This is a genomic window from Pseudomonas sp. ITEM 17296, assembly GCF_028895205.1.
Classification (GTDB): Bacteria; Pseudomonadota; Gammaproteobacteria; order Pseudomonadales; family Pseudomonadaceae; genus Aquipseudomonas; species Aquipseudomonas kermanshahensis.
Genome location: NZ_WJRS01000031.1, coordinates 42,382 through 63,326 on the forward strand (window position 1 = coordinate 42,382; position 20,945 = coordinate 63,326).

Consider the following 20,945-nt stretch of genomic DNA (forward strand, 5'->3'; position numbering starts at 1 on the left):
ATCCAGAACAACAACGCCTTGCGATCGACGATCAAGAGAGCGAAAACAACTTCTGGAGTGCGTGCATGAACAGCTGGTTTGCCAACATCAGCGTCAACCTCAAACTCGGCCTGGGCTTCGGCCTGGTGCTGATCCTCACCGGCCTGCTGGCCCTGACCGGCTGGACCAGCCTGGGCAGCCTGATCGACCGCAGCAACTGGATGAGCGATATCAGCCAGCTCAACAAAGATCTGACTGACCTGCGCATCGCCCGCCTGCAGTACATGATTGCCAACGGCGATGATGCGGCGGCGGCCAACACGCTGAACAAGCTCGATGCGTTCAGTAACCAGCAACAACGCCTGGTCAGCACGTTCAAGAGCCCGGACAACGTCAAGCTGCTGCACGAACTGGGGCAGACCATCAGCCAGTACAAGGTCTCGCTGGCCACCATGCGCACGGGCTACAACGCCACACGGGCCGCGCGTGATGCCATGAATGCGTCGGGCGCCAAGGCCGACCAGGCCATGGACGCCCTTAGCCAGGAAGTCATGGCACGCCCCGAAACCGACAGCGTGCGCCTGGCCCAGTATCAGCTGATCAGCAAGGCCCGCCAGCAACTGCTGCAGGTGCGCGTCGACGTGCGCGGCTACATGGCCGATAACAGCGCGACCAATGAACAGGCCGCCCTGCGCCAGCTCGAAGCGGCGCTGGCCGAGGCCGACAACCTCAAGCGCCGGCTGCCGGCCGCCGACGCGCGTCTGCAGCAGTTCGAACAGTCAGTGCTGGCCTACCGTGACGCCGTGCGCCAGTTCCGTGATGCGTTGGCCAGCATTACCAGCGCGCGCGCTGAAATGACTGTCCAAGGCGCCGACATCGTCAAGACCAGCGACGCGCTGTACAAAATCCAGCTGGAGCGCCGCGACATCGAGAGTGCGCAGGCCCGTAGCCTGCAGGCCATCGCGACCTTGCTGGCGTTGCTGGTCGGCGTACTGGCCGCGGTACTCATCACCCGGCAGATCACCCGCCCGCTGCAGGAAACCTTGCAAGCGGTAGAGCGCATCGCGGGCGGCGACCTGACGCACGACCTGCGCGTCACCCGCCGTGATGAACTGGGCGTATTGCAACAGGGCATCGCCCGCATGGGCACCACCCTGCGCGAGCTGATCAGCGGCATCCGCGACGGTGTCACCCAGATCGCCAGCGCTGCCGAAGAGCTGTCGGCGGTCACCGAGCAAACCAGCGCGGGGGCCAACAGCCAGAAAGTCGAGACCGACCAAGTCGCCACTGCAATGCACGAAATGGCGGCCACGGTTCAGGAAGTCGCGCGCAACGCCGAGCAGGCCTCGCATGCCGCCACCGGTGCCGACGACGAAGCCCGCGCGGGTGATCAGGTGGTCGGTGAGGCGATCAGCCAAATCGAACGCCTGGCCGAAGAAATGCACCGCTCCACCGAGGCCATGAACCTGCTGCAACAGGAAAGCCAGAAGATCGGCAGCGTGATGGACGTGATCAAGTCGGTAGCCGACCAGACCAACCTGCTGGCACTCAACGCCGCGATCGAAGCGGCCCGTGCCGGCGAGGCGGGCCGTGGCTTTGCCGTGGTCGCTGACGAGGTGCGTGGGTTGGCCCAGCGCACGCAGAAGTCCACCGAAGAGATCGAAGAGCTGATTGCCAGCCTGCAGCACGGCACCCAGCAAGTGGCAACGGCCATGCAGGGTAGCCGGACCCTGACCGACAGCAGTGTCGAACTGGCGCGCAAGGCCGGTGCCTCGCTGGAAAGCATCACCGGCACGGTGTCGAGCATTCAGTCGATGAACCAGCAGATTGCGGCGGCGGCGGAAGAGCAGAGCGCGGTGGCCGAAGAAATCAGCCGGAGCATTCTGAATGTGCGGGATGTGTCCGAGCAGACGGCAGCGGCCAATAACGAGACGGCGGCGTCCAGCGTTGAGCTGGCGCGGTTGGGCGGGCAGTTGCAGATGCTGGTGAGCCAGTTCCGCGTTTGATTCAACCACGGCGGGCGCACACTCCGTGCGCCAAACCCAGGTAGGAGCAGCCTTGTGCTGCGAAGAGGCCAGTGGCAGCACCGCAGATTTACTGGGCTGCCACTGGCCTCTTCGCAGCACAAGGCTGCTCCTACACAGGTGCGATCGTTATTTGACGATAATCCCCACCCCACGCCCACGCGGATCGGACGCCGTTTCCAGCTTGTCCCCGTTCACCCGGATCGCCTGGATATCGCCCATCTCCCAGCCCTGGTCCTCCAGCACATACCCCATTTTCTTCAAGTCATCCGCCACCGCGCCGGTCAGCGGTGCATAGCTGTCGAAGTAGATAGTGTCTTTAGGCAGCAACTGATGGTGCACACGCTGCGCCGCTACCGCCTTTTCCAGCGGCATGTCGTAGTCGTACAGGTTGTTCATCACCTGGAAGATCGAGGTGAAGATGCGCGAGCCACCTGGCGTACCGATCACCAGCTCAACCTTGCCATCGCGGGTCATCAGGCTCGGGCTCATGGATGACAGCATGCGCTTGCCCGGCTCGATGGCGTTGGCATCCCCGCCGACCACACCAAAGGCATTGGCCGCACCCGGCTTGGCGCTGAAGTCGTCCATCTCGTCGTTGAGCAGGAAGCCGGCGCCCTTGACCACCACGCCACTGCCGTAGTCGAGGTTGAGGGTGTAGGTGTTGCTGACCGCGTTGCCCTGTTTGTCGACGATGGAGAAGTGCGTGGTCTGGTGCGGCTCCAGCCCCGGCTTGACGTCATCGGTGACCGAAATGGCCTTGGGGTTGACCTGCGCGGCGCGCTTGGCCAGGTAATCCTTGGCAATCAACTGATCGACCGGCACCTTGGTGAAGGCCGGGTCGCCCAGGTAGTCGGCACGGTCGGCAAACACGCGCTTCTCGATCTCGGCAAGCAGGTGAATGTACTGCGCCGAGTTGTGCGCCACGCCCTTGAAGTCTGCCGCGCGGTCTTCCTTGATGCCCAGCAACTGGGCCAGGGCAACACCGCCGGAGCTTGGCGGCGGCGCGGTGTAGACCACGTTACCGCGCCAGCTCAAGGCCATCGGCTCACGCCAGACCGCCTTGTAGTCCTTGAGGTCTTGCTTGGTGATCAGGCCTTTGTCGGCCTGCATCTGCGCCACCAGCAGGTCGGCGGTCTTGCCCTGGTAGAACTCGCTTACGCCCTTGTCGGCAATGCGCTCGAGGGTCTGGGCCATTTCTGGCTGTTTGAACAGTTCGCCGACCTTCATGTTGCCGAAGTAGTCGTTGAAGTTGGTCGCCGTCTTGAACAGGCCTTGGGCATCGTTGCGGTACTGGTACTGTTTTTCGGCAATCTTGAAACCGTTTTTGGCATAGCCGATGGCCGGCGTCAGCAGCTCGCTCCACGGCAACTTGCCGAACTTCTGGTGCGCCTCCCACAGGCCCATCACCGTGCCGGGCACACCCGCTGCCCGCACACCGACCAGGCTGAGGTTCTCGATCACCTCGCCTTTGTCGTCCAGGTACATGTTGCGGCTGGCTGCCTTGGGCGCCACTTCGCGGTAGTCGAGGAAGTAGGGCTTGCCGTCGACGAACAGGGTCATGAAGCCACCGCCGCCGATGTTGCCGGCCTCTGGATAGGTCACCGCCAGGGTGAATGCCGTGGCCACGGCGGCGTCCACGGCGTTGCCGCCTTTTTTCAGGATATCGGCGGCAACCTGTGCACCATATTGATCGGGCGCAGCCACCGCGCCACCTTCCAGGGCGGCTGCATAGGCCGAGGAACAGGTCAGGATCGCGGCTCCGAGGGCCATGGTCGGGAACAGGACAATACGCATGACACTTCCTTGGTGTTGTTTTTGTTGATCACTCAGTAAGGCCGAAGCGTGTCGACTGTGCAATCCAACGTAGGAAGTTTCGCCGCCTTTGGGCAGGATGTGTCGCGTTCAGGCAACTCAGCAGGCGTACATCGCCAGCTTGCGCTGGATAAAATCGAGGAAGCACTGGATGCGCAGCGCCAACTGAGTGTTGCGGTAGTACACCGCATGGATCGGCTGGCGATAGCCGTTGTTGGCGTCACCCAGCAGCACCTGCAGGCGGCCGCTGCGGATGTCTTCGTGGGTCATGAAATGCGACAGGCTGACGATGCCCTCCCCGGCCAGCGCCAGCTGGCGCAGGGTTTCGCCGCTGGAGGCGATCAGCGCGGGGCGGATCGCCCAGCGGTCGCCCTGGGCATGACGCAAGGGCCAGTGGTTGAGCGACTCGGGCTGGCTGAAGCCGAGCAAGCAGTGGTTGGCCAGGTCTTCGACGCGCTGCGGGGTGCCGTGGCGTTCCAGGTAGGCGGGGCTGGCCAGCACCTGCACCGGGCTGCACCCCAGGTTGCGGGCGTGCAGGCTGGAGTCGGCCAGCTCGCCGATACGGATCGCCACATCGGTGCTCTGTTCGAGCAGGTCGATGATCAGGTCGTCGGTGTTGAGCTCAAGCTCGATGCCGGGGTACTGGCGGCGGAACTCGCCGATCCAGGGCAGGATGGCGTGCAGCATGAACGGCGCGGCGGCGTTGATGCGAAGGCGCCCGGTGGCGGTCTGGTGGTTCATCGACAGGCGCTCTTCCATCGCGTCCATCTGTTCCAGGATCAGCCGCGAGCGCTCAAGAAAGAAGCGGCCTTCTTCGGTCAGGTCCATGCGCCGGGTGGTGCGGTTGACCAGAGTGGTGCCGAGCTTGGCCTCCAGGCGCGACAAGGTGCGGCTGACGGCTGACGGGGTCTGGCCCACCTGCTCGGCAGCAGCAGAGATCGAACCGCAGTCGATCACAGCGACGAATACCTGGAGTTCTTCGGATCGGGTTTTCACGCGCTTGGCCTTGGCTGGAGTGTGCCGTGATTCATAGCGGGTCGGTGGGGTCTGTGCAAGGGGGGCCGCTGCGCGGCCCAATCGCTGGCAAGCCAGCTCCCACAGGGTTCGGGTTGTCGTCGAACGCACTGTGGGAGCCGGCTTGCCGGCGATTGGGCTGCGCAGCAGCCCCTTTCACAGGCAACTTACACAGCTTTGCCAAATACCTTATCCAGGTGCGCTTCATACGCTGCCAATGCCGCTGGCACATCCGGGCGCTTCATCACATCCACCGCCAGGAAGGTCGGCAAGCCGGTCATGCCAAGGAACTGGTTAGCCTTGTGGAACGGGAAATACACGGCGTCCACACCCTTGCCCTCGAAGAAATCGCTGGGGTCGTCAAACGCCTGCTGCGGGGCGTTCCAGGTCAGCGACAACATGTACTGCTTGCCCTGGATCAGGCCACCGCTGCCGTACTTCTGCGAGGCATCCGAACGGGTCCGGCCGTCGTTGGCGTACAGGCTGCCATGGCCTTCGGTGAAGACGTCATCGATGTACTTCTTCACCGTCCACGGTGCGCCCATCCACCAACCGGGCATCTGGTAGATCACCACGTCGGCCCAGAGAAACTTCTCGACCTCTTCCCGCACATCGTAGCCGCCATCGATGAAGGTCTGCCGCACGTCGAAACCGGCACGGTCCAGGTGCGCGAGGGCCGCTTCGTGCAGGGTCGCGTTAAGGCGGCCATCGGAGTGAGCGAACTGTTTACCACCGTTGAGCAGAAGGATGTTTTTCATGCTGGCCTCGATTTGGCGATGTCGATCCGAGGGCGTGCTGCCTGGATCGAGTCAAATTGGATGACCGGCAGATTAGAGACTCAACGGCAGGGGAAACAGCGGCCATGAGTCAAAATACAATTGCCTTCAAATCACGAATGGCCAGCTAATTATTGCCTTAGAATCGGTTCATCATTCACCAGCGAGTAGCGATCCATGAGCGAGCAGTACGCTTTTATCCTCAAAGCCAAGACCCGCCCGGAAATGGCCGAAGCCTTCGAAACCCTGTTCCGCGCCTATGTCGAACCCAGCCGCCTGGAACCGGGGTGCATCGAGTACCACATGCTGCGCGACAAGGCCGACCCCAGCCTGTTCGTGTTCTACGAAGTGTGGGCGGACAAAGCTGCACTGGATGTGCACTCGGCCCTGCCGCACATGGTCGCGTTCTTCGAAAAGCGCATGGACTACCTGGAGCGCGAGTTCGATATCCAGTTGATCGACATGCTCAGCGCCTCGTCTGCTAACCGTTGATCAGCAGATGGCCGCCGAGCACGGCCAAGCCAATGAAGAAGCAGCGTTTGAACAGCGCGGCACTGATGCGCTGACGCAACCACTGCCCCGCCAGCATGCCCACCAGTGCTGGCGCCAGCATCAGCAATGAAGCACCTAGCGCCTGGCCGCCCAAGGCATCTTGCCCAGCCAGGCCCAAGGCCAGCGCCAGGGTCGAGACCGTAAACGACAGGCCCAAGGCCTGGATCATCTCGTCGCGGTTCAGGCCAAGGCTTTGCAGGTACGGCACTGCCGGCATCACGAATACCCCGGTAGCGGCCGTGACTACGCCCGTCACCAACCCGCACAGCGGCCCCAGCCACCCTTCCCGCGCTTGCGCCACGCGCAACCCTGGGCCCATCAGCCCATACACCGCATACACCAGCAACGCGGCGCCCAGCGCATGCGCGGCCCACGCGCCACTGTTGATGCCCAGCCATGCGCTGCCAACCAGGGTGCCGACAAAGATCATCACCAGCATCGGCCCCAGGCGACGCAGCAGCACCCGCAGATGACCACCGGCAGCCAGCTGCCAGAGGTTGGTGAGTGTCGACGGCACGATGAGTAAAGCGGCAGCCTGCGCAGGCGGCATAGCCAGGCCCAGCAGGCCCATGGCGATGGTCGGCAAGCCGAGGCCGATGACGCCTTTGACGGTGCCGGCCAGCAGAAAGGTGATGACCACCAGCAGTGTCAGTGCCGGGCCAATGTGTTGATAGAACGCGATCAAGGTATTCATAGGGCCATGATGGCGTGCGCCAGGCTGGCTGAAAATCTGCCATATACTCAGCCTGACTATTGCCAGGACAGAGGCACATGCATTTCGACCTGATCGACCTCGCGCTTTTCCGGCACACCCTGGAATGCGGCAACATCACTGCCGGCGCCCGGCGCAGCCATCTGTCGCTGCCGGCTGCCAGTGCGCGCATCCGCGCGATGGAAGCGTCCCTGGGCACGCAATTGCTAGCGCGCAATCGCCGCGGCGTACAACCGACGCCTGCCGGGCAGGCGCTGTTGCAGCATGCCCGCCTGATCGCGCAGCAAGTGGAGCGCCTGCAATTCGACCTGAGCCAGTACGCCCAGGGGCTGCAGGGCCAGGTGCGGCTGTTGTGCAACACTGCGGCGCTGACCGAGTACCTGCCCGAATTGCTGGCCAGTTATCTGGCACAGAACCCCGGGGTCAGTGTCGATGTCCAAGAGCTGCCAAGCTTGCGCATCGTGCAGTCGATTACCCAAGGCATCGCCGACCTGGGGATCATTTCGACTGCGGCGCCCAGCGAGCATTTACAGACCCTGCCCTTTCGCGATGACCCACTGGTGTTGGTGACCCCCCTTGCGCATCCGCTGGCGTTACACCCTGCGCCAAGCTTCATCGACAGCCTGGCCCATGGTCATGTCGGGCTGGGAGCAGACAGCGCATTGGCCTTGTACCTGGAGGAACAGGCCCTGCGTGAAGGCTTGCGGATGCGCGTACGGGTACGAGCCGATGGCTTCGATGGGGTGCTGCGCATGGTCGCGGGGGGCGCCGGGGTCGGCGTTGTGCCCTTGGCTTCGGTGCAACGCTGGCAAGGGCTGTTGCCGCTGAACTGGGTGGCGCTTCGCGAGGACTGGGCCAACCGCCAATTGATGGTGTGCGCGCGGGACTTTGCAGCGTTGCCCGGCTATGCGGCGGGCTTGGTCAAGCGCTTGGCAGGCTGAGGCTACCTTCGCCCAATGCACGTTTTTTGTAGGAGCGGCCTTGCGTCGCGAAAGGGCTGCGAAGCGGCCCCAGCAATATCTGCGAGGACCCTGAAATCTGGGGCCGCTCCGCGCCCCGTTCGCGACGCAAGGCCGCTCCTACACGAATAGGCGTAAATCTGCTCCGGCGCTTGCGGCCACTGGGGCTCTTTGCCCACAATCACGCTGCACCACGAAAAGGAGTTCCAAGTGCCCTCGATCTACCAGCTCAAACCCCGCTTCCAGGCCTTGCTCCGGCCCGGCGTCAAGCGCCTCTACGACCGTGGCGTCACCGCCAACCAGGTCACCGTCGTCGCCGCCTTGGTCGCGGTCCTGCTGGGCCTGCTGCTGGCCGGGTTCAGCCACATCACCTGGCTGTTCATCCTGATTCCGCTGTGGATGTTGCTGCGCATGGCGCTCAACGCCGTGGACGGCATGCTAGCGCGGGAATTCGGCCAGCAATCCAGGCTCGGTGCCTACCTCAACGAACTGTGCGACGTGATCGCCGACGCCGCGCTGTACTTGCCATTCGCCCTGCTGGCTGGCGTGTGGCCCAGCCTGGTGGTGCTGGTGGTGCTGAGTGCGACGTTTAGCGAATACGCCGGCGTCATGGGCCCGCTGGCAGGCGCCTCGCGCCGCTACGACGGGCCGATGGGCAAGAGCGACCGGGCATTCGCCTTTGGCGTACTGGGCACCGGCGTTGCGTTCGGCCTGCTCAACGCCACCTGGCTCAACGGCCTCTTGCTGGTCATCTTCGCGCTCTCGCTCTATACCCTCTACAACCGGGTTCGCCAAGGGCTGGTTGAAGCCCGCTGAGCCCATCGCCGCCGGACAAGGATTCTCGCCATGCGCCAAGCGCAATCGCTGCATTTCTCTACCCATGATGGTGTCGAGTTGCACTACCGTCATTGGCCCGCGACACGCAATGAACACCAGCCGCGCCGCGCCGTGGTGATGTTCCACCGTGGCCACGAACACGGCGGGCGCATGGCCCACCTGGCCGACGAACTGGACATGCCGGGCTACGATTTCTTCGCCTGGGATGCCCGCGGCCACGGCCAGTCGCCGGGCGCCCGCGGCGACAGCCCAGGGTTTGCCACCAGCGTGCGCGACGTGCAGACCTTCATCGAGCATCTGCAGACCGTGCACGGCATCGCCGAGCACGACATGGTGGTGCTGGCGCAAAGCGTCGGCGCCGTGCTGATCGCCACCTGGGCCCACGACTACGCGCCCAAGGTACGCTGCCTGGTGCTGGCCTCGCCGGCGTTCAAGGTCAAGCTGTATGTGCCCTTCGCACGGCCCGGCCTGAAGTTGCTCAAGGCCGTGCGCGGCAACTTCTTCGTCAACAGTTACGTCAAGCCGCGCCTGCTTACCCATGACCCCGAGCGGGTCATGTCGTACGTGGCCGACCCGCTGATTAGCCGGCCGATTTCGGTGACCATGCTGCTGGGCCTGTACGAAGCCGCCGACCGTGTGGTGGCTGACGCCCAGGCTATTCAGGTACCGACACAATTGCTGGTTTCTGGCGCGGACCTTGTGGTCGAGCGCAAACCGCAGGAGCGCTTTTTCGAGCGCCTGGGCAGTGCACGCAAAGAAATGCACATCCTCCCGGGCTTTTTCCATGACACCCTCGGTGAACGCGACCGCGCCCATGCGCTGAAGCGCATCGAGCGCTTCGTCGCACACTGCTTCGACAGCCCTGTTACCGCGCCTTCGCTGCTCGATGCCGACAAGGTCGGCGCCAGCTGCGCCGAAGCCGAAAGCCTGGCCGCGCCCTTGCCACGCAACTCGCCCCGCGACCTCTACTGGCGCGCCACCCGTGCAAGCCTGCGCCTGGGCAAAGGGCTGGCCGAGGGCGTGAAGCTGGGGTTTGACACCGGCTTCGACTCTGGCAGCACCCTCGACTACGTCTACCGCAACCAACCGACGGGCAAAGGCAAGCTGGGCCGCATGGTCGACCAGAACTACCTCAACGCCATCGGCTGGCGCGGCATTCGCCAACGCAAACTGCACGTCGAAGAACTGCTGCGCGAGGCCATTGCCCGCCTGCGCGCCGAACAGCGGCCGGTGCATATCGTCGACATCGCCGCCGGCCACGGCCGTTACATCCTCGAAGCCTTGGAGGAACTCGAACAACGGCCGGACTCCATCCTGCTGCGCGACTACAGCGAACTGAACGTGCAACAAGGCAGCGCATTGATCGCCGAAAAAGGCCTGGCCGAGGTTGCTCGCTTCGTCCAGGGCGATGCCTTCGACCGCGCCAGCCTCGCGGCGCTGCAGCCAGGGCCTACGCTGGCCGTGGTGTCTGGCCTGTACGAACTGTTCCCCAGCAACGCGTTGGTGAGCAATTCCCTGGCCGGCCTTGCCGATGCCGTCGAAGCAGGCGGTTACCTGGTCTACACAGGGCAACCTTGGCACCCTCAACTGGAGATGATCGCGCGTGCCCTGACCAGCCATCGTGGCGGCGAGGCGTGGGTGATGCGCCGGCGCAGCCAGGCAGAGATGGACCAACTGGTCGAGGCGGCGGGCTTCCGCAAGCTGGCCCAGCGCATCGACGAATGGGGCATCTTCAGCGTCAGCCTGGCGCAACGGGTGCGTGAATGAACCCAACGCGTGAGCCCGGGCTGATTCGGCGGGGCGTGTTCTGGCTGTTGCTGCTGGGGCCGTTCTTCTTCCTCAGCTATGGGCTGGTGAACACCCACACCGCCAGCCGCAGTGATGTCGGCAGCCTGGTGTTCGGCTGGGAGCACGGCATGCCGCTGTGGCCCTGGACGATCATCCCCTACTGGTCGATCGACCTGCTGTACGGGTTGTCCTTCCTGCTGCCACGCACGCGCCAGGAGATGGACCGGCATGCCCTGGCGCTGCTCACGGCACAGGTGATCAGCGTCAGTTGCTTCCTGCTCTGGCCGCTGCGGTTCACCTTCGAACGGCCAGAAATGGCTGGGCTGTTCGGCTGGCTGTTCGATGTGCTGATGGGCTTCGACAAGCCTTACAACCAGGCGCCTTCGCTGCACATCGCGTTGCTGGTGATCATCTGGACGGTGTTCGCCCGGCACGTGCACCGCCAGCCCTGGCGCTGGGTGATGCATGGCTGGATGGCGTTGATCGGCGTGTCGGTGCTGACCACCTGGCAGCATCACTTCATCGACGTGCCCACCGGCGCATTGGCAGGGTTTGTCTGCTTATGGCTATGGCCGTGGCAAGGTCGCCTGCCATGGCAGCAGGCCCGCCTTGCGCACGATGGCAAATGCCAGCGGCTGGCGCTGTGTTATGGCGTTGGGGCCTTGCTGTGTGCGGGGCTGGCTTACGCGGTGGGCGGTGCCGGGTTGTGGCTGTCATGGCCAGCCGTGGCGCTGTTGTGGGTGGCACTGAACTACGGCTTGTTCGGCGCGGGTGGTTTTCAGAAGGGCGCCGATGGGCGCTTGTCCAGCGCCGCGACCTGGCTGCTGCTGCCCTATCTGATCGGGGCGTGGATCAATTCCAGGGTATGGACACGGCGCCATCCGCAGGCGGATGAGGTGTGTGACGGGGTATTCCTGGGGCGGATTCCTGGCCGTGGTGAGGGCGCGCAGTTCGCTGCCATCGTCGACCTTTGCGCCGAGCTGCCGTGCCGCACTGGGGCCGCTCTCACCGCTCAGAACTACCGCTCGCTTCCCACCCTGGACCTGATCGTGCCCGACAGCAACCTGTTGCACGAAGCTGCAAACGCTATCGAGCAGTTGCGCCAGCAAGGCCCTCTGCTGGTCTGTTGCGCCCTGGGATATTCGCGCAGCGCCAGCGCCGTGGCGGCCTGGCTGGTACTCACGGGGCGCTGCACAAATGCCGACCAAGCTGAACAGCGGATACGCAGCGCACGCGCTGGCGTGGTCTTGCACGCGGCCCATCGACAGGCCCTGCAACAACTTGGCGCACAGCGATGAACCTGCAACTGACTGCCAGCCTACTGGCCCGGGGCCGCCAGCTGGAGCGCCTGTCGGACGGCATCACGCTGCTCGCCCTGGGCGTTGGCCTGGCGCCCTTGCTGGGCGCCGCGTTGCCGCCACTGGGCAGCCTGCTGTGCGCGCTGCTGCTGGCGATCGGCGTGCTGCACAAGTATTGGGCCATCCGCGTGGCCCTGGACGCCGAACTGTTCGCCCACCTTGGCGCCAGCCAAGACCTACCTGCAGACACGCAAGCGCTGGACCGTGCCTTGTTCGACCTCAACCTGAAACCGCACGCCAAGGATAGCCGCGACTGGCCCGCTCGCAGCCAAGCCGCATTAGCCCTGCTGCGCCGCCAAGCCGTGTGCCTGGGCCTGCAACTGTTGCTGGCCTTGGCTACCCTGCTGACACTGCCCTTTACCGGATGACCACCGCCCCATGCTTGCGACCTTGACCGCTTTCGTCATCACCTCGGCCGCCCGGCTGATCACTGGCGCCCGTGCGTTATGGCTCGGCTGCACGCCGCAGCCGGTGCAACGCCTGTACTTCGCCAACCACAGCAGCCACGGCGACTTCGTGCTGCTCTGGGCCTCGCTGCCAGAACCTTTGCGCAGGCGCACCCGCCCGGTGGCCGGGGCCGACTACTGGGCGAAGCCCGGTATTCGCGACTTTCTCATCCGCAAGGTGTTCAACGGCGTCTTGATAGACCGCCAGCGCGCAGAGGGCCAAGGCAGCCCTCTGCAGCCGATTCTTGAGGCCGTTGCACAGGGCGATTCGTTGATCTTCTTCCCGGAAGGCACCCGCAACCTGGGCGATGAGCCGCTCATGCCATTCAGAAGCGGCCTGTACCATTTGGCTGCGGCCAACCCCGACGTCGAGTTGGTGCCGGTGTGGATCGCCAACCTCAACCGGGTCATGCCCAAGGGCCGCGCCCTGCCATTGCCGCTGTTGTGTACGCTGAGCTTTGGCGAACCTCTCCACCTGCTGGCTGATGAAAACAAGCAGGCCTTTCTCGAGCGGGCCAGCCAGGCCCTGCTGAACCTGGCGCCGAAGGATGCCTGACATGGACGACAATACCCTTTCGCTGTTCGCCGGCATCGGCGCCCTGCTGCTGCTCGCCAGCGTGATCGGCCGCCTGCTCAAGTGGCGTGCCGGCCCCGCGCCGCATGCGGTGATCGACAACCTCAACGCCCGCATCAACGCTTGGTGGGTGATGGTGCTGGTGATCGGCATCGCCTTCCTGTTCGGCAAGTACGGCGTGATCGTGCTGTTCTACGGCGTGTCGTTTTATGCGCTGCGCGAGTTCATGACCCTCACCCCGACCCGGCGCAGCGACTACCCGGCGTTGGTGGCGGCATTCTATGTGGCGCTGCCGGTGCAGTACGTGCTGATCGCCATGGACTGGTATGGCTTGTTCAGTATTTTCATCCCGGTGTATCTGTTTTTGCTGCTGCCGATCCTTGCCAGTTTCGGCGGCGACACCACGCGCTTTCTCGAGCGCGCATCAAAGGTGCAATGGGGGCTGATGATCGCGGTGTATTGCGTGTCTTCGGTGCCCGCGCTGATGACCCTCGATATCCCCGGGTTCGAGGGCCGCAACCTGCTGCTGATCGCCTGGCTGATCCTCGTGGTGCAAATCAGCGACGTGCTGCAATACGTGTGCGGCAAGCTGTTCGGCAAACGCAAGGTGGCGCCCAACCTGTCGCCCTCGAAAACCCTCGAAGGCCTCGTCGGTGGCGTGGCACTGGCCACACTGATCGGCGCCCTGCTGTGCTGGATTACCCCGTTCAACTTCTGGCAGGCGGCACTGATGGCCCTGACTGTGAACGCCATGGGCTTCTTCGGCGGGCTGGTCATGTCGGCGATCAAGCGTGACCGCGGGGTGAAAGACTGGGGGCACATGATCGAAGGCCACGGCGGCATGCTCGATCGGATGGACTCGGTGTGCTTTGCGGCGCCGGTGTTTTTCCACTTTGTGCGGTATTGGTGGGCTTGAGAAAGATGCGCCTCTTAGCAGGTAAACCTGCCCCCACAGGTGCAACGCCAATCCCTGTGGGAGCGGGTTTACCCGCGAAGAGGCCGGCCCAGCCGACCCATAGCTCAGCCTTGTAACCCCTGCGCCGCATCATCCAGCAATGCTTTGGCCATACCACTCAGGTAGTGCGCCGCCCACATCAAGTTGCCCCCGCCCTGCTCCGCCAGGGCCGACTCCAGTGTCAGAGCTGCCGCTGATCCACATAGCGCAGTCAGGCACCTGGACGTCGAGCCCAGGCAACTGCGGCGCGGCCAATGGCCCTATGGTGTCGAGTCATTCAGCCAGTCACCAGGAGTTGTGCCATGTCCGATTTCATCACCGTCCTGCGCGAAACCTGCCCGACGCCGGTCGTGGACGCCACCAAGTGGAAGCGCATCGGCGGCGATCCGCACACCGTCAACCTGAACGCCTACCTGTCGGCCGACGGCAGCAAGATCATGGGTACCTGGATCTGCACCCCGGGCAAGTTCGAGGTCAACTATGACAAGTGGGAGTTCTGCCACTTCCTCGACGGCTACTGCATCATCACCCCTGAAGGCGAAGAGCCGAAGCACCTGAAGGCCGGTGATGTATTCGTGATCGAACCTGGTATGAAAGGCACCTGGGAAGTGGTCGAAACCGTGCGCAAGTACTTCGTGTTCGCCTGATTCCTTAGGCTGCAAATCCCCCTGTAGGAGCAGCCTTGCGCTGCGAAAGGGCCAAACCAGGCATAGCAATTGTGTTGCCTTGGCTGGCCTCTTCGCAGCACAAGGCTGCTCCTACAAGAGGATTCAGGCCAGCACATTCTGGGCAAAAAAAATCGCGGAGCAGGTGCCCTTCCCTCTGGTGCGCAGTTACAGAGGGAAGGCCGCCTGGCCCGCGATGAAATACACCTCGCTCGTCAATCCTGCTTGCGGTACCCCTCGACGATGGCCGAGAAGTCTTTACCACCCTCCCCGCGCAGGCTCATTGCCTGATACAGCTGCTGTGCCACGGCACCTAGAATCACCGGCTGGTGCGCCTGGCGTGCAGCTTCGGTAGCCAGCCCCAAGTCTTTGAGCATCAATTCGGCGCCAAAGCCGCCGGTGTAACCGCGTGAGGCCGGTGCGGTCTCGATGATGCCAGGCCACGGGTTGTATGTGTCCGAACTCCAGCAACGCCCGGTCGAGCTGTTGATGATGCCGGCCAGCACCTTGGTGTCGATGCCCAGTGCGTTACCCAGGGCCATGGCCTCTGACACGCCGATCATCGAGATGCCCAGCAGCAGGTTGTTGCAGATCTTGGCGATCTGCCCTGTGCCGACCTCACCACAGTGCACGATGTTGCGGCCCATCTGCTCCAGCACCGGTTTGAGCGTGGCAAACAGCTCGGCACTGGCACCGACCATGAAGGTCAGGGTGCCGGCCGCCGCGCCGCCCGTACCTCCGGACACCGGCGCATCGCCCATGTCGACGCCCTTGGCCGCTGCGGCCTTGGACACCTCGCGGGCGGTCTGCGGGTCGATGGTGCTGCAGTCCACGGTCGGCGTGCCGGGGCGTATGCCCGCCAGCACGCCATCATCGTTCAGGTAGACGCTGCGCACATGGGCTGCGGCCGGCAGCATGGTGATCACCAGCTCACTGTTGGCCACCGCTTCCTTGGGCGATGGGCTGACCTGCCCGCCCAGTTCGGCGAGCTCGGCCAGCACGGTCTTGTTCAGGTCAAACAGGTTCAGCTGATGCCCGGCCTTGATCAGGTTGCGGGCCATGGGCGCGCCCATGTTACCCAGGCCGATGAATGCGATACGCATGGCGAACTCCTTAGCGCAGGCTGATGGTGGTGTTCACACCGTCATTGACGCTGTCATCATCGAACCAGCGGGCGGTGACGGTCTTGGTCTGAGTGTAGAACTGCACCACTTGCTTGCCGTAAGGGCCGAGATCACCCAGCTTGGAGCCGCGCGAGCCGGTGAAGCTGAAGAACGGTACCGGTACCGGGATCGGGATGTTGATGCCGACCTGGCCGATGTCGATCTCGCTCTGGAACTTGCGTGCAGCCGCACCGCTCTGGGTGAACAGGCCGGTGCCGTTGCCGAACGGGTTGCTGTTCACCAGGGCGATGGCTTCATCGAGGGTGTCGACTTCCAAGGTCACCAGCACCGGGCCGAAGATTTCCTGGGTGTAGACCTGCATGTGGGTTTTCACCCCAGAGAACAGGGTCGGGCCAACGAAGTTGCCTTGCTCATAGCCCGGCACCGTGACTTCGCGGCCATCGAGTTCGAGCTTGGCGCCTTCCTTGATGCCGCTTTCGATCAAGCCCAGTACCCGCTCCTTGGCCCGCTTGGACACCACCGGCCCGACATCGGTGCCCGGCTCGGAGCCGGCATTGACCTTGAGCTTGCTCGCGGCCTCTTTGATGTCCGGCAGCCACTCGCGGGCCTTGCCCACCAGCACCGCCACGGAGGTTGCCATGCAGCGCTGGCCGGCAGCACCAAAGGCCGCGCCGACCAAGGCGTTGACGGTTTGGGTGCGGTTAGCGTCAGGCAGCACCACGGCGTGGTTCTTCGCGCCCATCATCGACTGCACGCGCTTGCCGTGCTGGCTGCCCAGGTTGTAGACGTGGGTGCCGACTTCGGTAGAGCCGACGAACGAGATCGCCTTGATGTCTTGATGGGTGCAGATCGCATCCACTACCTGCTTGCCGCCATGCACCACGTTGAGCACACCGGCCGGCACGCCGGCTTCCAGCGCCAGCTCCACCAGCATCATGGTCGACAGCGGGTCCTGCTCGGAAGGCTTGAGCACGAAGGTGTTGCCGCAGACGATGGCCATGGGGAACATCCACAGCGGGATCATGGCCGGGAAGTTGAACGGGGTGATGCCCGCGCACACGCCGATCGGCTGGCGCAAGGTGTAGGTGTCGACGCCGCCGGCAACGTTCTCGGCGAACTCGCCCATCTGCAGGGTGCCGATCGAAGCGGCGTGCTCGACCACTTCCAGGCCGCGGAAGATGTCGCCTTCGGCATCGGCGAGGGTTTTACCCTGCTCGGCGCTGAGGGTTTGGGCGATGCGTTTGGTGTGTTCGCGGATCAGCGCCTGCAGCTTGAGCATGATGCGCATGCGCGCGCCGATTGGGGTGTCACGCCAGGTCTTGAAGGCGCGATGGGCAGCGGCCACGGCAGCGTCGACTTCCTCGACGGTGGCGAACGGCACCCGCGCCAACACCTCTTGGGTGGCCGGGTTGACGATGTCGCGCCATTCGGTGGTCTTGGATTCGACCCATTGGCCATCGATCAGCAGCTTGACCTGCGCGACCTTGGTCTGGTCGGGGGATTGAGGTGCGTTCATCTGGGTTCTCCTTGGAATTATTGTCGGGTCGAGATCGCCAGCGCCGTGCAAACGCGAGGTGGCGTCCTGGGGCTTTTTTCGAGTATAGATGTGCAAACATCCAACAAGAACGCACAAAAAAACCGGATCATCATGCAAAAAGACCTCACATCCTTGAGCGCGCTCAACTGGGACGACCTGAAGTTCTTCCTCGAAGTGGCCCGCACCCGCAAAGCCAGTAGCGCCGCCAAGCGCCTGAGCGTCGACTACACCACGGTGTCACGGCGCATCACCTCGCTGGAGGGTGCGCTGGGCACGTTGTTGTTCGAAAAATCCCGGACCAACGGCTTCGTCCTGACCGCCGAAGGCCAGCGCCTGCTGGGCTATGCCGAGTCGATCGAAAGCACTTTGCACATGGCGTGCGAGCAGGTTTCGGGGTCGGGCGTGGCGTTGTCGGGGCATGTGCGTATGGGCTGCACCGAAGGTTTTGGCAGCTTCTTTGTCACGCCGCAACTCAGCCACTTCGTCGATGCGTATCCGGCCATTTCGGTGGACATCTTGCCGTTGCCGCACTTCATCAGCCTGTCCAAGCGCGAGGCGGATATCGTCATCGCCCTGGAACGCCCTGAACACGGCCCCTATGTGTGCTGCAAGCTGTGCGACTACCGGCTGCGGCTGTACGCAACCCAGACATACCTGGATAACCACGCGCCGATTCGGCAGGTCGGGGACTTGGCGAAGCACCCGTTCATTAGTTATGTGGATGACCTGGCGTTCAGTTCGGAGCTGTTGTACCTGGCCAACCTGATTCCCAATGCCAACGCGCATTTGCGCAGTACCAGCGTGATTGCCCAGTACACCGCGGCATTGCAGGGGCGTGGGCTGGCAATCTTGCCGTGTTTTCTGGCGGCGCAGGACCCGCGGCTGGTGACGGTGTTACCGGCGGAGATCGAGGTGACGCGGCAGTTCTGGATGTATTGCCGGGAGGACTTGAGGAAGCTGAAGCGGATAACCCTGTTGTGGGATTACATTCGCGAGGTGACCGAGGCGAATGCGCCGTTGTTGATGGGCGAGACCCGCGAAATGCAGTTTGCTCAAGGGTAGATCGACAAGGAGTAAGGGAGCCCCATCCTAACCAGTATTAGGCTCTTTACGAAGGTTGTGTGGGAGCGGGCTTGCCCCGCGATGGAGTGCGAAGCGCTCCTCTACCCGATATCAAATAGTGCAAAGACGCCGCGAATTCAGCTTTGCTGCCGCGTTGCGGCAGATCGCGGGGCAAGCCCGCTCCCACAACGACGGATGACCATACTTTTCGTACAAAACCTAACAGGGGGGTTGTAACTACAGCCGATACACAACTTGGAACAATCGCCACCGGGGCCCACATCAAGGCCCCATGGTTTGCGACATTTCTCTCTTTACCCAGTCGACAGTGGCGAATGCGCCGTTGTCGATGGGCGAGACCCGCGAAATGCGGTTTGCTCAGGGATGACGCCGCCCTCAGCCACAGCCCCGTACAGGGTGGGTCTGTTCAGTAGGACGCCACGATAATCGATACGCGTCGATTTTCGGTGCGTCCGGCGCTGCTGCGGTTGTCCGCCACCGGCTGGGTGCTGCCCAGGCCGCGGGTCTGGATGTTCTGCGCGGGCATGCCGACGCCGATCAGCGTTCTGGCCACGCTCTGTGCGCGGCGCTCGGACAATTGCTGGTTATAGGTGGCCCTGCCCGACGCATCCGCGTGGCCATCCACCCGCACGCGTTGGAGACCTACGCCCAGCAACGCTTTGCCAATTCGCTCGACGATCGCCTGGCTCTGGCCATTGAGGCTGTCCAGGTCACTGCCGAACAGTACCTTGCCGGACAGGTCAAACGCCCAACCTTCATCAGTCGGGGCAAAACCTTCACGCTTGAGCACAGCGATTTGCTCAGCAGTTAGCCCCTTGGGTGTGGTCTGGCAACCGGTAAGTGCCAGCATGGCGAGCAGCAACGCCCAAAGGGGAAAACGCAAACGATGAATCACGGGTTCAACTCCTGTTCTTGATTTCGGTGGCGGACCGTTCCGTCTGCGCCACTTGCCAATGGCCACGGTGCTTACGCTTGGCCTGGTACATTGCCGCATCGGCGGCGTCGAGAAGGCTGGCAGGGTCAGTGCCATCCTCGGGGTAAAAGGCGATGCCGACACTCAGCGAGGTGGCAATGCTGCTGCCACTGTCCAGCTGTACCGGCAGTTTCATGCTGGCGACGATTTTCTCGGCGATGAGTTCGGCGTCTGAGCGCGACTGCAGCGGCGTCAGCAACACCGCGAACTCGTCGCCGCCCAGGCGCGCCACCAAGTCATGCTCACGCAGTTGGGCGCGAATGCGGTCGGCCACGCTGATCAGCACTTCATCGCCCACGGCATGGCCGAGGCTGTCGTTGATCTGCTTGAAGTGGTCACTGTCGAGGAACAGCAGCGCCAGATGATCTTGCTGCCGCGCAGCGTTGCGCAGGCTGCGGCTAAGGCGGCCTTCGAAAAAGGCGCGGTTGGGCAGGCCGGTCAGGCTGTCGTGGCTGGCCTGGTGAGCGAGGGTCTGGTTTTCGCTCTGCAGGTGGCTGTGCCACACCTCCAGTTCATCGAGCAAGGCGTTGAAGTCGTTACTCAGCTCGTTGAGCTCGGCAATCGGGGCTTCTGGCACGCGGCGGTCGAAACGACGTTCACGGCGGGCAGCATGGGCAACGCTGGCCAGCGCACGCAATGGGCGAACGATGTCGCCGAGCAGGCGCTGCGACAAGTACAGGGCGATGACGGCGCTGAGTACCATGCACAACAGGATCCCGCCCAACCCACCGAGCAGGAACAACAACAGGCTGCGGCCTTGGCCAATCAGTTCGATATGCCCGACCTTTTGCTGCTGGTGAATGATCGGCAGGTTGACCGGCTCGTCCAGCAGCGCGGTGGCGACCTGGGTTTCCAGGTGCGCGAGCATGCCGCTGTCGTTGCGTTGCCAGTGGGCCAGTTGCTCGCCTTCATTGTCGAAGACCTTGGCGTCGGCCACCTCCTCGGTACTGGCAATCAGTGCCAGTGCCTCACTGGCCGCAACGCTATCGTCGAATACCACGGCGGCTTCGACGGTGTAGGTGATCGAGCGGGCGATAAGGTGCAGGTTGTGGTTGGCATAGACCTGCAGGGCAAGCACGCCCAGCACGGTCAGCGAAATACCGACCAGGCCCACGGCGAGCAGAGCGACACTGAGGTGCCCACGGCCGAGCACCGAACGCAGGGTCGGGCGAATACGCCTGATGGTCGTTTTCATGGCTGCACACCTCGGCGCCGCGACAATTGCAGCACACTGGGGTGGATGCGTACGCCGGAACGGGCCACGGAATCGAGGTTCACTTCAAAGGCCACCTGCTGATCGCTGACCCGCAGGCAGAACAGGCTGCCGACCGTACATGGGTCGTCGGCCTCACTGATGCTCAGCACCGGGTGGCCGCTGACACGCTGGAACAAGCGGTCGCGCTGGCCCTGATCGAGTTTACCGATGTAGATGGCATCACAGGCCTGGGCAACCTGCGCATCGTCAGCCAGCAGCCGACGCACCTGCAGCGGCCGCCCGGACTCCTGCACGTGGCCCTTGATCAGGTCGTCTGCGTATTCGGTGGGGCCGATCAGGCACAGGCGCAGGGGCGTAGGCTCGACGGGCCAGCGGGCGTAACTGAAGATCCCCAACACCACCTGGGTGACAGCCTTGGCACGTTGCTGGGCCTGCACAGCGGTTGCTGAGGTTTCCGCCCAGGCAGGGCCTGCCAGTAGTAACAGGACCGCCAGCAACAGCGAAAGCGTACAGCGTGTCACTCGCCTTCCGGCCACGGTCATGTGGGAAATCTCTCGA

21 protein-coding genes and 1 pseudogene are annotated in these 20,945 nt (G+C 63.4%); 12 read left to right on the plus strand and 10 right to left on the minus strand.

The genetic code is table 11. The annotated features are described in order from the left end of the window. Positions 1–200: 200 nt before the first annotated feature. A pseudogene (locus GIB19_RS28550) lies at positions 201–863 on the plus strand (methyl-accepting chemotaxis protein); the annotation flags it as partial. Positions 864–956: 93 nt separating this feature from the next. Then, positions 957–1,985 carry a methyl-accepting chemotaxis protein gene (locus tag GIB19_RS28555; protein ID WP_446731409.1) on the plus strand — a complete coding sequence of 343 codons (1,029 nt, stop codon included), beginning with the start codon at positions 957–959 and terminating at the stop codon, positions 1,983–1,985. A gap of 147 nt (positions 1,986–2,132) precedes the next feature. Here GIB19_RS28555 and ggt read toward each other — a convergent pair whose 3' ends face one another. From ggt to GIB19_RS24645, 3 genes are all read right to left on the minus strand, one after another. Continuing rightward, on the minus strand, positions 2,133–3,800 hold the full coding sequence (ggt, locus tag GIB19_RS24635) for a gamma-glutamyltransferase (RefSeq protein WP_274888360.1): 1,668 nt from the start codon (positions 3,798–3,800) through the stop codon (positions 2,133–2,135). A 117-nt stretch (positions 3,801–3,917) separates the two neighbouring features. After that, entirely contained in the window at positions 3,918–4,814 is an 897-nt protein-coding gene (locus GIB19_RS24640; RefSeq protein ID WP_027595444.1) for a LysR family transcriptional regulator, read from the minus strand. 185 nt (positions 4,815–4,999) lie between these two features. Then, a complete protein-coding gene (locus tag GIB19_RS24645; RefSeq protein ID WP_099455311.1) occupies positions 5,000–5,590 on the minus strand; it encodes an NAD(P)H-dependent oxidoreductase in 591 nt (196 codons plus the stop codon). Between the two features lie 195 nt (positions 5,591–5,785). On the opposite strand from GIB19_RS24645, the gene GIB19_RS24650 reads away from it, so the two are divergent. Continuing rightward, entirely contained in the window at positions 5,786–6,100 is a 315-nt protein-coding gene (locus tag GIB19_RS24650; RefSeq protein ID WP_274888361.1) for a putative quinol monooxygenase, read from the plus strand. On the opposite strand, the gene GIB19_RS24655 is transcribed toward GIB19_RS24650, so the two are convergent. After that, positions 6,090–6,854 carry a sulfite exporter TauE/SafE family protein gene (locus GIB19_RS24655; protein ID WP_099430446.1) on the minus strand — a complete coding sequence of 255 codons (765 nt, stop codon included), beginning with the start codon at positions 6,852–6,854 and terminating at the stop codon, positions 6,090–6,092. The genes GIB19_RS24650 and GIB19_RS24655 overlap by 11 nt on opposite strands. 77 nt (positions 6,855–6,931) lie before the next feature. On the opposite strand from GIB19_RS24655, the gene GIB19_RS24660 reads away from it, so the two are divergent. The 7 genes from GIB19_RS24660 (at position 6,932) to GIB19_RS24690 (ending at position 13,750) form a co-directional block, all read left to right on the plus strand. After that, entirely contained in the window at positions 6,932–7,813 is an 882-nt protein-coding gene (locus GIB19_RS24660; protein WP_274888365.1) for a LysR substrate-binding domain-containing protein, read from the plus strand. 228 nt (positions 7,814–8,041) lie between these two features. Further along, positions 8,042–8,647 (plus strand): CDP-alcohol phosphatidyltransferase family protein, encoded by a 606-nt coding sequence (locus tag GIB19_RS24665; RefSeq protein ID WP_274888367.1) that lies wholly within the window; start codon positions 8,042–8,044, stop codon positions 8,645–8,647. 30 nt (positions 8,648–8,677) lie between these two features. Further along, positions 8,678–10,435 carry a bifunctional alpha/beta hydrolase/class I SAM-dependent methyltransferase gene (locus tag GIB19_RS24670; protein WP_085273923.1) on the plus strand — a complete coding sequence of 586 codons (1,758 nt, stop codon included), beginning with the start codon at positions 8,678–8,680 and terminating at the stop codon, positions 10,433–10,435. Next, positions 10,432–11,754, plus strand: coding sequence for a phosphatase PAP2/dual specificity phosphatase family protein (locus GIB19_RS24675; protein ID WP_274888368.1), 1,323 nt, complete (start codon positions 10,432–10,434; stop codon positions 11,752–11,754). The genes GIB19_RS24670 and GIB19_RS24675 overlap by 4 nt, the downstream gene beginning before the upstream one ends. Next, positions 11,751–12,182 (plus strand): hypothetical protein, encoded by a 432-nt coding sequence (locus tag GIB19_RS24680; RefSeq protein WP_274888369.1) that lies wholly within the window; start codon positions 11,751–11,753, stop codon positions 12,180–12,182. Before GIB19_RS24675 ends, GIB19_RS24680 begins: the two co-directional genes overlap by 4 nt. Positions 12,183–12,192: 10 nt before the next feature. After that, positions 12,193–12,816 (plus strand): lysophospholipid acyltransferase family protein, encoded by a 624-nt coding sequence (locus GIB19_RS24685; protein ID WP_027595452.1) that lies wholly within the window; start codon positions 12,193–12,195, stop codon positions 12,814–12,816. Position 12,817: 1 nt separating this feature from the next. Beyond that, a complete protein-coding gene (locus tag GIB19_RS24690) occupies positions 12,818–13,750 on the plus strand; it encodes a phosphatidate cytidylyltransferase (RefSeq protein ID WP_027595453.1) in 933 nt (310 codons plus the stop codon). 104 nt (positions 13,751–13,854) lie between these two features. Here the strand turns inward: GIB19_RS24690 and GIB19_RS28560 are convergent, their stop codons facing one another. Then, positions 13,855–14,025 carry a DUF3077 domain-containing protein gene (locus GIB19_RS28560; protein ID WP_446731410.1) on the minus strand — a complete coding sequence of 57 codons (171 nt, stop codon included), beginning with the start codon at positions 14,023–14,025 and terminating at the stop codon, positions 13,855–13,857. A gap of 66 nt (positions 14,026–14,091) precedes the next feature. On the opposite strand from GIB19_RS28560, the gene GIB19_RS24695 reads away from it, so the two are divergent. Continuing rightward, on the plus strand, positions 14,092–14,436 hold the full coding sequence (locus GIB19_RS24695; protein ID WP_003251579.1) for a cupin domain-containing protein: 345 nt from the start codon (positions 14,092–14,094) through the stop codon (positions 14,434–14,436). Between the two features lie 233 nt (positions 14,437–14,669). Here GIB19_RS24695 and mmsB read toward each other — a convergent pair whose 3' ends face one another. Then, entirely contained in the window at positions 14,670–15,557 is an 888-nt protein-coding gene (mmsB, locus tag GIB19_RS24700) for a 3-hydroxyisobutyrate dehydrogenase (RefSeq protein ID WP_274888371.1), read from the minus strand. A 10-nt stretch (positions 15,558–15,567) separates the two neighbouring features. Then, positions 15,568–17,094 carry a CoA-acylating methylmalonate-semialdehyde dehydrogenase gene (locus GIB19_RS24705; RefSeq protein WP_274888372.1) on the minus strand — a complete coding sequence of 509 codons (1,527 nt, stop codon included), beginning with the start codon at positions 17,092–17,094 and terminating at the stop codon, positions 15,568–15,570. 132 nt (positions 17,095–17,226) lie between these two features. Here GIB19_RS24705 and GIB19_RS24710 point away from each other — a divergent pair, with 132 nt between their 5' ends. Further along, entirely contained in the window at positions 17,227–18,177 is a 951-nt protein-coding gene (locus GIB19_RS24710; protein ID WP_274888373.1) for a LysR family transcriptional regulator, read from the plus strand. A gap of 427 nt (positions 18,178–18,604) precedes the next feature. Here GIB19_RS24710 and GIB19_RS24715 read toward each other — a convergent pair whose 3' ends face one another. Genes GIB19_RS24715 through GIB19_RS24725 form a run of 3 tightly spaced genes read right to left on the minus strand, consistent with a single transcriptional unit; the run spans position 18,605 to position 20,929 of the window. Beyond that, a complete protein-coding gene (locus GIB19_RS24715) occupies positions 18,605–19,093 on the minus strand; it encodes an OmpA family protein (RefSeq protein WP_027595459.1) in 489 nt (162 codons plus the stop codon). Between the two features lie 4 nt (positions 19,094–19,097). Continuing rightward, positions 19,098–20,366 carry a diguanylate cyclase domain-containing protein gene (locus GIB19_RS24720; protein ID WP_274888374.1) on the minus strand — a complete coding sequence of 423 codons (1,269 nt, stop codon included), beginning with the start codon at positions 20,364–20,366 and terminating at the stop codon, positions 19,098–19,100. Next, on the minus strand, positions 20,363–20,929 hold the full coding sequence (locus GIB19_RS24725; protein WP_027595461.1) for a YfiR family protein: 567 nt from the start codon (positions 20,927–20,929) through the stop codon (positions 20,363–20,365). The genes GIB19_RS24720 and GIB19_RS24725 overlap by 4 nt, the downstream gene beginning before the upstream one ends. Between the last annotated feature and the right edge of the window lie 16 nt (positions 20,930–20,945).